At 51.7% G+C, this 13,728-nt stretch carries 9 protein-coding genes, 2 tRNA genes and 1 pseudogene; 4 read left to right on the top strand and 8 right to left on the bottom strand.

From position 1 onward, the window contains the following. Positions 1 to 106: 106 nt before the first annotated feature. Genes tssC through MMS95_RS03300 form a run of 3 tightly spaced genes read right to left on the bottom strand, consistent with a single transcriptional unit; the run spans position 107 to position 3,177 of the window. Positions 107 to 1,633 carry a type VI secretion system contractile sheath large subunit gene (gene tssC / locus MMS95_RS03310; protein ID WP_004935371.1) on the bottom strand — a complete coding sequence of 509 codons (1,527 nt, stop codon included), beginning with the start codon at positions 1,631 to 1,633 and terminating at the stop codon, positions 107 to 109. Next, complete coding sequence (gene tssB, locus MMS95_RS03305) at positions 1,630 to 2,187, bottom strand: type VI secretion system contractile sheath small subunit (RefSeq protein ID WP_004935376.1); 558 nt, start codon at positions 2,185 to 2,187, stop codon at positions 1,630 to 1,632. Before tssB ends, tssC begins: the two co-directional genes overlap by 4 nt. 24 nt (positions 2,188 to 2,211) lie before the next feature. Further along, the gene (locus MMS95_RS03300) at positions 2,212 to 3,177 is read right to left on the bottom strand and encodes a type VI secretion system ImpA family N-terminal domain-containing protein (protein WP_242141385.1); all 966 of its coding nucleotides are present in this window, start codon (positions 3,175 to 3,177) and stop codon (positions 2,212 to 2,214) included. Between the two features lie 1,610 nt (positions 3,178 to 4,787). Here MMS95_RS03300 and MMS95_RS03295 point away from each other — a divergent pair. Continuing rightward, complete coding sequence (locus MMS95_RS03295; RefSeq protein WP_242141384.1) at positions 4,788 to 5,222, top strand: DoxX family protein; 435 nt, start codon at positions 4,788 to 4,790, stop codon at positions 5,220 to 5,222. A 50-nt stretch (positions 5,223 to 5,272) separates the two neighbouring features. Here MMS95_RS03295 and MMS95_RS03290 read toward each other — a convergent pair whose 3' ends face one another. From MMS95_RS03290 to MMS95_RS03270, 5 genes are all read right to left on the bottom strand, one after another. After that, a complete protein-coding gene (locus MMS95_RS03290) occupies positions 5,273 to 6,235 on the bottom strand; it encodes a hypothetical protein (RefSeq protein ID WP_172574810.1) in 963 nt (320 codons plus the stop codon). A 284-nt stretch (positions 6,236 to 6,519) separates the two neighbouring features. Then, positions 6,520 to 7,152, bottom strand: coding sequence for a helix-turn-helix domain-containing protein (locus MMS95_RS03285; protein ID WP_004935390.1), 633 nt, complete (start codon positions 7,150 to 7,152; stop codon positions 6,520 to 6,522). Between the two features lie 119 nt (positions 7,153 to 7,271). Next, a complete protein-coding gene (locus MMS95_RS03280) occupies positions 7,272 to 7,742 on the bottom strand; it encodes a MarR family transcriptional regulator (protein WP_015378395.1) in 471 nt (156 codons plus the stop codon). After that, the gene (locus tag MMS95_RS03275) at positions 7,732 to 9,219 is read right to left on the bottom strand and encodes a UbiD family decarboxylase (RefSeq protein ID WP_277951779.1); all 1,488 of its coding nucleotides are present in this window, start codon (positions 9,217 to 9,219) and stop codon (positions 7,732 to 7,734) included. The genes MMS95_RS03280 and MMS95_RS03275 overlap by 11 nt, the downstream gene beginning before the upstream one ends. Positions 9,220 to 9,690: 471 nt before the next feature. Then, a tRNA-Ser gene (locus tag MMS95_RS03270) sits at positions 9,691 to 9,780 on the bottom strand. Positions 9,781 to 9,872: 92 nt separating this feature from the next. Between MMS95_RS03270 and mtfA the strand changes: the two genes are divergently transcribed. The 3 genes and pseudogenes from mtfA to MMS95_RS03255 form a co-directional block, all read left to right on the top strand. Continuing rightward, entirely contained in the window at positions 9,873 to 10,673 is an 801-nt protein-coding gene (mtfA, locus tag MMS95_RS03265) for a DgsA anti-repressor MtfA (RefSeq protein WP_004935401.1), read from the top strand. A gap of 99 nt (positions 10,674 to 10,772) precedes the next feature. After that, positions 10,773 to 10,848 (top strand) — tRNA-Asn (locus MMS95_RS03260). Between the two features lie 549 nt (positions 10,849 to 11,397). After that, a pseudogene (locus MMS95_RS03255) lies at positions 11,398 to 13,728 on the top strand (hypothetical protein); the annotation flags it as partial.

The raw sequence follows: 13,728 nt of genomic DNA, 5'->3' as shown, positions 1-13,728 counted from the left end.
AATAGCGTAAAAAACAGCGCCACTAAATTTCAATGAAATATCAATTCCCACCAACGCCATTTAATAATTAACGTCGGCAATATCCAAACCAATGACCAGCCGTAACTTATCTGCTCCCATCTTTTTTGGCTGACGGAAGTTTTGATACAAGTCGCAAGGACACGGTCATGCCTTCCAACTGGTAATGCGGGCGCAAATAGAAATGCGCGCGGTAATAACCCGGATCGTCTTCCACATCTTCAACGCGCACCTCGGCGGCGGCTAATGGACGACGCGCCTTGGTCGCCTCGGTCGATACGGAAGGATCGCCATCGACATAGTTCATCAGCCAGTCATTCAGCCACAGCTGCATATCGTCTCTGGAACGGAAAGAACCGATTTTGTCGCGCACGATGCATTTCAAATAGTGCGCGAATCGGCACGTGGCGAAAATATAAGGCAAGCGCGAAGACAGCTTGGCGTTGGCCGTCGCGTCGGGATCCTCGTATTTCGCCGGCGCGTGCATGGTGCAAGAACCGATAAAAGCGGCGAAATCGGAATGCTTGCGATAGACCAGGGGCAAGAACCCGGCGTCGGAAAGCTCTTGCTCGCGCCGATCGGAAATGGCCACTTCCGTCGGGCACGTCAGTTCATATCCGCCCTCATCGGAAGGAAACGCGTAGGCGGGCAGTTCTTCCACCGAGCCGCCGGATTCGATGCCGCGAATCTTCGAACACCAGCCGTACTCATGGAACGCGCGGTTGATGTTGACGCCCATCGCATACGCCGAGTTGGCCCAGGAAAAATCATCATCCACATCCGGCCTGACGGACTCCTCGAAAGCGAACTCTTCGATCGGGTTGGTTTTCGCCCCGTAAGGCAAACGCGACAGGAAACGCGGCATCGTCAACACCAGGTAACGCGAGTCGTTGCTTTCGCGCAGGCGGCGCCAGGACGCATATTCCGGCGTGGTGAAAATCTTGCCGATATCCCGCGGGTTGCCCAGTTCGTTCCACTTGCTCATCTGCAGCAGCGACGGCGACGCGGCGGAAATGAACGGACAGTGCGACGCCGCGGAAATTTTCGCCAACTCGGTCAGCAGCGTGACGCTCATCGGGCTGTGATCGAATTCAAAATCGCCGATGATGCAACCGAACGGCTCGCCGCCGAACTGACCATATTCCTGTTCGTAAATCTGTTTGAACACCGGGCTTTGATCCCAGGCGGAGCCCCGATAGCGGCGCAAATTGCGCGTCAGCTCATCCTGACTGATGTTCAACACCCGGATCTTGAGCGTTTCGCTGACGTTGGTGTTATCGACCAGATAACTCAGACCTTGCCAGGCGGACTCCAGCTTCTGGAACTCCTTGTGGTGCAAGATATTGTTCATCTGTTGCGAAAGCTGTTCGTCGATCTGGGCAATCAACGATTCAATGGTCAATACGACATCCTGGCTGACCTTGACCTTGCCTTTGTTGGCATATTCGGACAGCGTGCCGATAGCCCGACGAACCGCTTCCGAAGCCTCGTTCGTTCTGGGCCGGAATGAACGCTTGAGCAAACCGTCAAGCTCATTTTCCGTGTCCTGCGTTTCAACTTCAGCGACTGCCGTAGCCTGCTGCTTAGCCGAATAGCGTCGTTGCCTCGCTCTCATTCCTCATCTCCTTTATTGCCGGGATCCTGCACATCCTGTTCCGCATCCGCGACCGTTTTACGCGCATCCGTCACCAAACGATGCAGAAAATCGGGTTTCTCCAGCAGATTCTTCACCACTTCTTCCGCGCTGGATTTACCATCCATATAGGTGATCAGCTCCGTGAGATGCTCCCGGGCTTCAAGCAGGCGTTGCATCTGCGGAACCCGTTTGGCGATGGCGCCAGGCGTGAAGTCATCCATCGATTCAAACTCCAATTCCACGTCCAGCAACGCATCGTCTTCGCTCAGGGTGTTCTCTACGTAAAATTGCAGACGAGGCTTGATGGCGCGCATGCGATCGTTGAAGTTGTCCTGATCAAAGGTCAGGAATTTCCGCTCTTCGATCGGCAGCAAAGGCTTTTTCCGATGCCCAGAGAGATCGGACATGACCCCCGTAACAAAGGGCAACTCCACTTTCTTTTGTGAACCGTAAAGCTCTACGTCATATTCAATTTGCACGCGCGGCGCGTTATTTTTACCGATAAATTTCTGAGAGCTTGAGTCCTTAGCCATTGGAAAACTCCTTTGTGATAAAAATTACTTCCCGGACAATTGATTTAACGAGGCCAGAGATTCCGGCAAAAGCTCCTCAACAATCGTCGCGAAGTCCATACCGATCATTTTTTGTGAACGTCGAATAAGAATGGGGGCCGGATGGCTGGGCTCATAGTTTTGGAAATAGTCCAAAACCTGATCCAACAGCAAGATGACATCCTGCCGGGAACGGATATATTTGCCGGGCATGGCGACAGGCGCGTCAGCATCCGGCGAGTCAATCTCCGCGTCATCCCGTTCAGCCGGCAATTCCTGCTGTTCCAGTGAAGCCAGCTGGCGGCTGAACTGTTTCAAATAGTCGCGTACCTGCCGGCAGTCCAAACGATAATCTTCAGCCTGCAGATTGGCGTAATTCTCGACGCGCTCCAGCGCATCGATTTCCAGCGACAATTGCTCTTTCAGCGAAGGCAGATTTCTGCCGGCAAAATAACTGTCGGCTTGCCCCAGCACCTTTACCACCTCCGAAAAATGCAGGCTTTTGCCTTCCTGCTCGTCAAGCCGCATATTCAGCAGCTCGTCGGTAGTTAACGGCGTGTCGGGAAAAATCTTGCTGTTCTTGATTTCGTGCAGACAGGACGATGTGGCGAGCCACCCTAATGCGGCCGCATGAAAGCTGTCCGATGAGGGTTCCATGTCCGCCTGAGGGAAAATGGTGGCGCCCTCCTCGGCATATTTGGCGTCAATATCCTTAATGCCCTGGTAGAAGGCCGAAAAACCGTCGATATGAAGATTGGCGCGCATAAACCACAGCACGACATGTAAATCGAAGCACTGTTCCAGCAACGCGGCAGACTGCTCGCGAATGGCGTGCCAATTGATATCACGCGCATTGTCTACGGCATTAAGCGGATCGGTTTGGCTGTCATATTCCGAAAGCGTGAATTCAATTTCACTGTATCGTGGATCAAATTCGACGCCATTCACTTCCGTTGAGATGACTTCATTCATGGCCTGATATCCTTTTCAATCAGCACTAGAAACATAAAGCCTAATAAAGCGGGCTTTTACGTTCGCCAGTCTTTCCCAGAGTCCTTTTAGCGTAAGTTAGTCGTCACCAAGCTCGCAAATTGTTTAGATGTATTAATATTAACAACAATAATAGATTGAACCTATCAATAGAATCACAGTGATCGGTTTAAACTATTTTACATTTACATATTTATTTTTTCCTTTTAAAATCAATAAATTGCAAACGATAATTATGCAAGCTAAGAATAGGAAAAAAATCAAAAACTGCCCTAAAAACAACGTTTCATCCTTGGTAGGATAATTCCAGTAATACCACTGGATACAAATAATTTAATTAGCAAATGATAACCACAGTAAATAGTGAAATTTTTTCATAAAACCATGACAGCCAGTCGTTTCTTGCAAGCGGGTAGCACGCAATGATCAATAGAAGACGATGGCAGTGTGACTTTCATTTCCAGCACTCAGTACTTACACATGCGAAACCTGGTGTGAAAATAAACAATTTGGCGAGAGTTTTGATTATTAATTTTAAAGCTAAAGCACAGATTAACATTCCGCCGTGGTGCACCGAATACCTATTGGTACACAAACAGCCTGGTGGATAAAGCATCATTCTTTTATAGTTAACTCAGGGTAATGATCAGAATAATTTAAGATTCAATTCCCCTTCGTGTGTGTTCTCATACGGCTTACCGCGGCAAAAGCATCACTGCGGTAAAGAGTCTCGCAGACTAAAGTGGCATTAGAGATATCATTTACTATAACGGCAAAATAACCACGTAAGCGCTGCAACGACAGGAACCGTGTTAAGACCAGCGATCTGTTCCATATACAAGAAATGTTTCCCTAACTGATAAGACCACTAATTTGATACTAGCAAAGGCAAACCCAATATCAAGAAAAAATATTATTTTTTTAATAAAAAAATAACAAATCAATATACATAAAACAAACAATTCAATAACTTAAAACAGCACTGAATCGATTACTTTTACGCCAGGAAAAATAGTTCATGGGAATTTACCCCCCCCTCATAACCCCCTCAGTCAATCTCCCTCATTCTCTTCGGCATTGAATTGTCATCAAAAAATAAGAAAATCTATAAAAATAAAACCCGCCACTGGCCGTACGCCCCACAGGATCAACTTTCGCAAGGCAAAATAAGCAAGATAATTCCCAATAAAAAGGCCGAAAAAAAGCGTTAATGATTTAGCGGTTCAAAATAAAAATAAAGGTAACTCTATTGGGTTATTAAAGCGAAAACGCGCACCTTTTCATTGCTGCAAAAAAACCTTATGAATCTTTACGTTGCCTGTCCTTTGACAATCCTTGATGAAAACGCAAATCGGGTAGCCAACACATACAGAAAAGAGATGGGCTACGCGGCGGGCCACCTCTGCCGATGACTTTTCTCATCCCCGGTTCGGCCCGTGCGCACAGGTTATTCCGCCTAAAAATCAGGCCGCATCGCCGGCCTCGTCCGGCGATTTAGCGCCAAGCCCGCCGTTTTCCTGATCCAGAACAGCTTTCGCATTCATCCGACTGATATATTGATTGAAAATCATTCCTATTCAGGAGAAAAAGCCATGGTTAAGTCACTCAATGCGGCATTCACTCGCTTTTTTGACCACCCGGACGCAGGCAAATTGGCGCTCAGGCTAACCTTCGGCGGGCTGATGCTGTTTCACGGCGTCGCGAAAGTTCAGCATGGCGTCGGCTGGATCGCCGATGCGTTACAACAACAGGGGCTGCCCGCCTTCATCGCCTATGGCGTATATGTTGGGGAGATCCTGGCGCCGATACTGATCGTTTTGGGGCTGTTAACCCGCCCCGCCGCAGGGGTTTACGCCCTCACGCTGGTGGTGGCGTTTTTGATGGTGGGCACCGGCAAGGTCTTCACCGTCACCGACGTCGGCGCCTGGGGCATTGAAAACGAGCTGGTGTTCTTTATGGGCGGACTCGCCATCCTGCTGCTGGGCAGCGGCAAATACGCGATCGCGCGGAATGAAGCCTATCGGTAAGCCGTGCAATCCATAAGGAGGCTCCTGATGTGAACCTCCTTTTTGCTCGCTTAAGGTTGGGTGAGCAGCGTGTTCGCCATGAAAGACAATAAGGCGGTCGATTCGGGGAAGGCCGCGCGATTCTCGGTGACCGCGCGATCAAACCGCCAGTTCATGATGTAAACCACGGGCGCAGTCGGATATTGATTAATGAAATCCCAATACAGTTGAATTTGCGCATGCAGTTGCTGGTCGTTCATTCCTAACGATGCCGTAGAAGGCGGTACCAACACCCACTTTTGTCCGGCTGCGCTTATCGGCGCCAGGCGATTGTAGGTACTCCACATATCCGCCACCGACCAGTTGTAGTTATCCACCCCAACCCAATCTGGCGTGCTTTTTACATTGGTCGGACACGCGGTCGCGGGCGCGCCCTGCTGTATTTCACGGATCCATTCGGCGTTGTTGGCATGTCGGTAGGACAAGATGGTGTAGACGGGGATCGCGACCCCGTACTCGTGCATGGCCTGTCGCAGGGTGCAAACATAGCTGGAGTATTGGTAAGCGTCATATTTTCCCCCGGTCTGTAAGGCAGGAACGTCGAACGGCTCATCGATAAAATAAATGGCGCCGGGCTTATATTTGGCTCCGGCGATCTTCTTGACCACCGTCCAGATCGCATTCCAGGAACCTGCGGCCTGGCAGCTGCTGTTCGAGACCGCTCCAGGGCAGATATCGATAAACGGCGAGCCCGATACCGCCCCCGATCCAGCCTGAATGTTCACGGCGCAAGTCCCCCCAGCGCAAACGGGCAGATTGAGACTTGCCAACGTGTGCACCACATTCAGATTGGTCATACTGAAGCCGGTGCCGGTAATCGCCTTGAGCGCCTCTGTGGCACTGAAAGACGGCGTGGCGGTTTCATAAAAGTCCAGCCAGTCATAGCCGTAATACTTGATATTGGCGTTGGGGCCGGCCGCCAGCGCATGGGCACCGAACAGGCACCCGCACAGCAACGCAAAACGTTTCAACATGCTCTTCTCCTTCAAATCTTCATCGTTGTAAGCCAACGGTGGACAGCAAACGGCTCCATCAACCGGAGACGCTATCGTGACACCCGCCATCGACGACGGCCCGCCGTTTGCGTTGTGCTGCAGCCGATCGAACGATGAGGAGAGTTTGAGAAGAAGTCGCGCCTATTTTCTTATCGAGCGACGAGGAAATGAGGGTAGAAAAAGAGGAAGCCACTGCGGGGTCAGACTGTCCCCCACCGGAAATCAGGTTTAAACCAGCATAATGAATCGCCAGTCATCGGCCATTAACGATCGGCCAACCGGTATACCGGAACCTTGCGCGTCGTGCCGGTCAGGGTGTCGAAAATCTCCGTTTCCGCCGTCACGATCGTCATGCCGGTTTTTCTTAGCCTGCGCACTTCGGCGGCGATGCGCTGTATGCCGAACCAGAACAGTCCGTCCAGCGCCGTGACGCGCAGCCCCTGCTCCAGCGCCAGCTTAAGCCGCTCACGCGGCGCCTTGAGCGCTTTGGCGATTTCCCGGTAAGGCAGCGCGTCCACGCCCGACGCCGAAGTTCGGTGAATACGGGTCGACAGGCCATATTGGAAGGCCTCAGGCACGTCGCTTAAATCGCTTTTCAGGCTGTAAACGCAGCCAAAGCGCTTACCGTTGAACACCACATTTTTTTGACTGATCGACAGCTCATCGCGCAGGCCGGCAATCAGCTGCGGCGCCCGCACCAGCAATAAGCGAAACGGCAATTCGAAACTGGTCACATAGTCCACGTTGAGCAGCGCAATGCGCAGACGCTGTTCCGCCCCGGCCTGCGTCTGGCGACACTCGTTCAACACCTCGCTCCACTGGCGCGCGAGCCGCGGGGCTTCATCCAGCGGCGCGAAGTGGTATTTCTCGATGTGGTAGTCGATCCTTTCATTCATGTCCGTTGGCCCCTGCCTCAGTCATCATGCCCTCAGCAAATTACCTTACCCGCGGGCAACAGTACAACACCGCGATGAGGTCACTCGGGAAATACGGCGCTGGCTTTCGCCGGAACGGACTACGCGGGCTCGATGAACAGCATCATGCGTTGCAGTGCGTCATCCAGGGCACTGAGCCCGGCATCATCCAGACAGGCCATCAGCTGTGCGTCATAATCCGCCACCCATTGCCTCGCCTGGTCAAAAATGGGACGAGACGCCGGCATGACGCGCAGATATACCGCGCGCTTATCTTCCGGATCGGGGAAGCGCGCGACCCACCCCCGATTAACCAGTTGGGTGATCGTACGGCCTAGCGCGGTGCGATCGGTCTGCGAATGCGCTATCACCTCGCTCATGGCCACGTCGCCTGGAAAACTGTAGAGAATGCGCAACGCGCGCCACTCATGGAGGCTGAGTCCTTGCAAAGCGAGTAACGCAGACAGCCGTTTTTCGCGGTGACGCACCACCTCCGTCATCCTGTAAAGCGCACCATTGGGCAATCCCATTCCCCGTCTGCCACTCTGCGTGCCTTTTTTTTCAGAATCCATACTGTTTCCAATTAGCCTCGACTTTTGCCCTGACCTGTTCCGGATAAGAGTGCCTGAAAGAGGCGGTACCCGCACGTGTTACGCCGCTGAACTGCTCGGGGAACAGGCAGTTGATGATGGCTTTGCCGCCGCTACCGCGCGCCTTGTCTTCTTCCGTCAGGTACGGCACCATCGGGAACTCGCGTACGTCCGGGAAGATAAAATGGTCGCGCGCCGGATGTGAACGCGTGGCCAACGCCCAAACCACCTGATCGATATCGACAATATCAATGTCATTGCCGACCAGGATCAGTTTGGGGATCAGGTAGCCCGCATGCGAGCCGAAGACCACCTCCGCCACCTTGCCGGCAAAATCCGCCGCGGTGGTATTCATTCCGGCCAGTTTTTCGATATCGACGGAGACCACCGCCCAACAGGTCGCCGCCTCATAGGAACACCAGACAAAGTCAACGGGCAAGGCCGCGCTCTGCAGGGTTTCCAGCAGCTGAGCCGAGATCATGGTGCCCCAGATCGTATGATTTTCTTCCGGCGGCGTGCCGGCGACGCAAATCGGCAAAATGGGGTCATCGCGAAACGTCACCGCACGCACATGAAACACCGGCTGTTCATGGCCTTGCTGGTGTTGATAGCCGTGATACTCCCCCATCGGCCCCTCCAGCGCCGTCTCCGTCAGGCTGATTTCACCTTCCAGCACAATTTCCGCATTGGCCGGCACCCAGAGATCGTTGGTTTCCGCTTGGGTGAACGTAACGCTTTTACCGAGCAGCGCGCCGACATAGTCAGGCTCACTGACGCCGGCCGGCAACGGCATCCCCGCGACCGCCACCGCGGCAGGCGGCGCCCCGAGCACCATCGCCCATGGCGTAGGTTTCCCTTCTCGGCGCCACATTTCACGGATCATGCCGATGTGTTGGGTGGGTATCGCCGGGCCGGTGAGACGATTGCGATCGAGCATCATCAGCCTGCCGACTCCCCAGCTATGCCACTTTCCGTCCGGGGATTGCACGACATGGAACCCGTAAGTGCCGAAATAGCGCCCGCCATCCCGTTCATGCAACAGCGGTACCGGGAAGCGTTCCAGATCAACCTCGTCGCCACGCCAAATATTCTCTTTCACCGGACCGGTCGAACAATAATCCGGCGCAAACGGCTCCGCCTTCACCGCCCGGCGAATCGCCGCCACGATATCCCGCGGAGCGCTCTCCGGCGGCAGCCCAAAATGGAGGGCGAGGCGAGAATAGGCATGTTCCGCAGAAGCGAGCATGCCGGCCGGCGCGCCGAGGATGCGGGCCCCTGGCATCGCGCCCGCCACATGATGAAATAGCGGAGCCGAAAGCCGTTGCTCATAGACCCGGCGGCAGACAGCCGCTATCTCCAGGTCGGCGGAAACTTCCTGATGCACGTCGACCAAATCGTTTCGGCGACGCAATTCCTCAATGAATTGACGAAAATCCAGTGCGCAATCGAGCAAACTCATGGCAAGTCCTCCAGTCTCCAGGCGGTCAGCCCCTTCTGTCGCCCTCGTTTCGGGCAGGAGACTGATCATTTATGTGCATGTGCACACATATTAGTGCGCAAAAAATCGCGTGTAAATACACACTATCCTGGAGGCGTTGGGCATGTTTTCAGTCTGGCAAACTTTTCAAGGGATAGCGGACTCAGACCGTGCACGCCCCTGCCGGCAGGCATTATCGCCGTGACGGTTTCACACCTTCAGCGTGATTGGCATGCATAGCACTGGGCTTGCCGCAAGCGCCGCACCGGGTTCAAGCGCAACGTGGCTCACAAAATGAAGAACATAATCGCAAAATGCTATTCGTTGATATTGCACGAGTTATAATGCGAGAAAGGATCTCGGCCAACGCAAACCGGTTTCATATCCAACGGTTTACAAGCATTAGCGAAAGAAAAGGATTTTGATTCAATGGGGGAATAACGCGGGGTAAAGTGGCGGAGAGAGGGGGATTTGAACCCCCGGTAGAGTTGCCCCTACTCCAGTTTTCGAGACTGGTCCGTTCAGCCGCTCCGGCATCTCTCCTGACAACGCTTGCTATCATGCCCGCTTTTGCGGCATTTTTACAGCATTAGCATACCGCTGAACGTTCAAGTGATGAGTTTACGAGCAACCTGATGATTAAATGGCCGTGGAAAGCGACTCAACCCTCTCAATCCCAGGCAGACATCGAGGCCCAGTGGCAGGACGCGCTGGCGATCCCGCTGCTCTCGCCGCTGAATGAGCAGGAGCGGCAGCGGCTGGTGGCCGTCGCCGGGCAAATATTGCAGCAAAAGCGCATCGTGCCGCTGCAGGGGCTGCAGCTCACCTCGCAAATGCAGGCGCGCATCGCCCTGCTGTTCGCCTTGCCGGTGCTGGAGCTGGGCGCGGAATGCCTCGACGGCTTCAACGAAATTCTGCTCTACCCCACCCCGTTCGTGGTGGAAGACGAATGGCAGGACGAGATCGGTCTGGTGCACTCGGGGCCGGTGGTGCAGTCGGGCCAAAGCTGGGAACAGGGGCCGATCGTGCTCAACTGGCAAGACGTGCAGGACTCTTTTGACCTCTCCGGTTTCAATCTGGTGATCCACGAAGCGGTGCACAAACTGGATATGCGCAACGGCGGCGTCGCCACCGGCGTGCCGCCGATCCCGCTGCGCGAGGTGGCCGCCTGGGAACATGATCTGCACGCCGCGATGGAAAGCCTGCAGGACGAGATCGACATGGTCGGCGAAGAGGCCGCCAGCATGGATGCCTACGCCGCCACCGATGCGGCCGAGTGCTTCGCCGTGCTGTCGGAGTATTTCTTCAGCGCTCCCGAACTGCTGGCCGAACGCTTCCCGGCGCTGTATCAGCACTTTTGCCGCTTCTACCGCCAGGATCCGCTGGCGCGCCTGCTGCGAGACCAGGCGGAAAACGACGCGCAATGGGCTGATTGACGGGCGCATTGCTCAGATACCGAGCAGTCGCACCGCCTGGGGCAATTTAGCGTTGACACACCCGGAGCCGCTGGATATGATGCGCCCCGTTCACACGATTCCTCTGTAGTTCAGTCGGTAGAACGGCGGACTGTTAATCCGTATGTCACTGGTTCGAGTCCAGTCAGAGGAGCCATATTTAGAGAAGCCCGCTTAAGGAAACTTAAGCGGGCTTTTTGCTTTTTTGAGTTTATCAATTACATCAAAACATCGGTTCAGGATGGCTTATCACTTCATTCACAATAGCAGGAGGTATACGTTGTTCAAGGCTTCTATATCAATGGTTCTGAGCTGCTCACAGCGAATAGCGCCCATTTTGTTCTTGCATCATCGATGCGAAACGGTAAAACCCGGTTTCTACCACTGATGATGGGAACAACAAAAGGTGGCAGTATGAACTGATTTAATGGTGTCGCAATTAGCTAGTAGCAGCAAGTGAGGAGTTCTGGAACCAGAGCACTGAAAGTAAAAATCCCACAGATAAGTCCCCCATATAAGAAAGACTTAATGTCTGTTACCTACATATCGCGATTGAAAAATGTTATGTATGTCAATGAGTTGTATAACCCGTCCAGAAGTTAATAAAATAGCCCCTCAATAAAGAAAAAATGCCGTATTATCTCTGATAGAAGCAAGGAAACTAGGCACAGCTTTCTTTTCTGCTGGAATATTTTGGCAATTCAACATGATGCACTATGTAACTATGAATTCAACCTTCTATCTTGAACGTAATTTTACACGCAATGACAGGACGTACACAGAGACAGAGTTGCTGGCTGAATCAACGCACATTGTTGTGTTAGCAGAACCCGGCGGCGGGAAAACAGAGCTGATGAAAAGTATCGCTCAGAAACTGAACACCTCTGTCTTAAATGCCAGCGTATTTGCTTACGTGGGAACAGATAAAGAAAATAGCTCACTGATAATCGACGCTGTTGATGAAGTCGCCAGAATCGATCAATCAGGTATCCATAAACTCCTTGCGCTCGCCAGGGCATCAAAGCCAAATCGCGTAATCATGTCGAGCAGGTCAAGCGAATGGGGACTTGCTTTCACCAGTATTTTTGAAAAATTTCTTGGTGTCTCCCCTATGATTGTGAGACTGAGAGAATTCGATCTAGACGAACAACACTCCATCTTTAAGCACCATGCACCAGCAGAAGATTTCTTTGCATTCCAGACCGAAGTCACTCGGTTTAGTTTAGACATGTTGTTACCAAACCCTCAGTTTCTGAAAATGTTCACCGATGCCTATTTAGAAAGTGACCGACGATTTGCTGACAAACGTTCAATCTTTGCTTTAGCGGTCGAACGACTGGCCAAAGAAGTCAATCCAGGAATTCCGAAAGCCTCCGTATCTCTTCCCGTTGCACAAAAGATTGCATTTTCTGCCGAGGTTTATGCCAAACTTCTGTTGTCGGGCGCAGAAGGCATAAGCACCATCGACACGACTGCAAATCGGATGTATCCCATGCTGCCAGCGTTGTTTAACGGCAGTACTGCCTGTTACGACATATTGTCAACACAGCTTTTCAAACCCGGCGATAATGAAGATCAACACCGCCCGGTCCACAAGATCGTCGCTGAATACTGTGCAGCGGATTATCTCATTAAACGAATAGCCGATCCTGCGGATGACCTCACTTTATCAAAGTGCTTGTCTATTATTGCACCGAACGATACTGCCAGAGATGAGTTGAGAGGTCTGCTAGGATGGATGGCGGCACTAGGCAACAGGTCGGTACAGGGAGCTATTATTGAGCTTGACGCCTATGCGGTACTCGCAAACGGCGATCCATCGCAGCTTGAACGCTCATCGAAACGACAGCTTCTTCATCGGCTTAAAGAGATTGAAGCCGCAGACCCTTACTTTCGTCGGAGCGATTTCTGGCGACGGTTCAGCGCGGCCGGTTTTTTCACACGAGACGTTGTTGAAGAAATAAAACCTCTTTTAGCTATGGGCGATGAGGGGCATTTACGTGACTTAATTTTAGAACTTCTAGCAGACTCTCCGGTTAATAACCAGTTGATGCCTGAATTGAGCTTGATTATTTTAAACCCCAGCGAGTCTGAACATATTCGTACATTAGCAAGCAGATGCTTGCTCAATGTAAAAGAATACGATTTCATTAGTGCTTTAGCCGTTTTAATTTTTGAAGCCAGTAATATTTCACTCAATATTTCAGCAAAATTCATCCAAGTCGTAGGGCCAGAAAAATTTAACCGAAAATATCTCTCTGGATTCTTACGAGTCTGTGCAAACCTCTATCCAAGCCACAAAGAAAAATTTGAAAGAGTGGTAGGAACTCGTTATTTCATTAAGAGGCTCATTTCCTGTTTTTCACAGAATACTCTCGAATCTCTTCTGGATGAATTAACCCATAACCTTTACTGCCATTGTGGGAAAAAATCCTATGAATGTGATTGTCGCAATGGGATAAGTAAGATCGTCGGTTCAATGGTAGATCGCTATTTTGAATTAGCCCAAGCTCCGTTTGATCCTGTGAGGATCTGGCAATGGATAGGTAATCTCAATTTTCATCATCAATGCCAGCCCGATCAAAGCAAATCGGTACAGATACTTCGAGAAAATGACACGCTTCGTCAGGGGATCATTGCTCATGTATTCGGGTCATTAACGGATCGTAAAGCAATATTCAACATAAAAGTAGAAAAATTCAACGGACACTTGCACTCACATTCAGGCCTTCATTTATGGCGGAATGACTATAAATTTATCCTCGATCTGGCGTTTAGAACAGATAACGTTGATCTTTGGGCAAGTTTCCTTGTCAACCATCAACATTACAAAAACAAGGAAGAACAAGGTTCTGATGACTTGCGGACACGAATGCGTCAGCACGCCCTTTCCAAACCCGCGTTTATGCGCGAATGGGCCAGATACAATAATGCAATGAAATTATCCAAGCAGGAACACCAGTTCTGGAGGTTCAGACATAGCCGAAGCAGGAAACGTCATGATAGAAAGCGACGGGAGATCTACACTAGAAATATA

The sequence above is a fragment of the Serratia sp. PGPR-27 genome (assembly GCF_022678525.1).
GTDB classification, from domain to species: Bacteria; Pseudomonadota; Gammaproteobacteria; order Enterobacterales; family Enterobacteriaceae; genus Serratia; species Serratia nematodiphila.
This window is presented reverse-complemented; position numbering and strand designations above follow the sequence as displayed.

Coding starts and splice junctions, on each gene's coding strand:
- tssC (WP_004935371.1), bottom strand. CDS start 1,633: ATGAGAGCGAGGCAACGACGCTATTCGGCTAAGCAGCAGGCTACGGCA.
- tssB (WP_004935376.1), bottom strand. CDS start 2,187: ATGGCTAAGGACTCAAGCTCTCAGAAATTTATCGGTAAAAATAACGCG.
- MMS95_RS03300 (WP_242141385.1), bottom strand. CDS start 3,177: ATGAATGAAGTCATCTCAACGGAAGTGAATGGCGTCGAATTTGATCCA.
- MMS95_RS03295 (WP_242141384.1), top strand. CDS start 4,788: ATGGTTAAGTCACTCAATGCGGCATTCACTCGCTTTTTTGACCACCCG.
- MMS95_RS03290 (WP_172574810.1), bottom strand. CDS start 6,235: ATGTTGAAACGTTTTGCGTTGCTGTGCGGGTGCCTGTTCGGTGCCCAT.
- MMS95_RS03285 (WP_004935390.1), bottom strand. CDS start 7,152: ATGAATGAAAGGATCGACTACCACATCGAGAAATACCACTTCGCGCCG.
- MMS95_RS03280 (WP_015378395.1), bottom strand. CDS start 7,742: ATGGATTCTGAAAAAAAAGGCACGCAGAGTGGCAGACGGGGAATGGGA.
- MMS95_RS03275 (WP_277951779.1), bottom strand. CDS start 9,219: ATGAGTTTGCTCGATTGCGCACTGGATTTTCGTCAATTCATTGAGGAA.
- mtfA (WP_004935401.1), top strand. CDS start 9,873: ATGATTAAATGGCCGTGGAAAGCGACTCAACCCTCTCAATCCCAGGCA.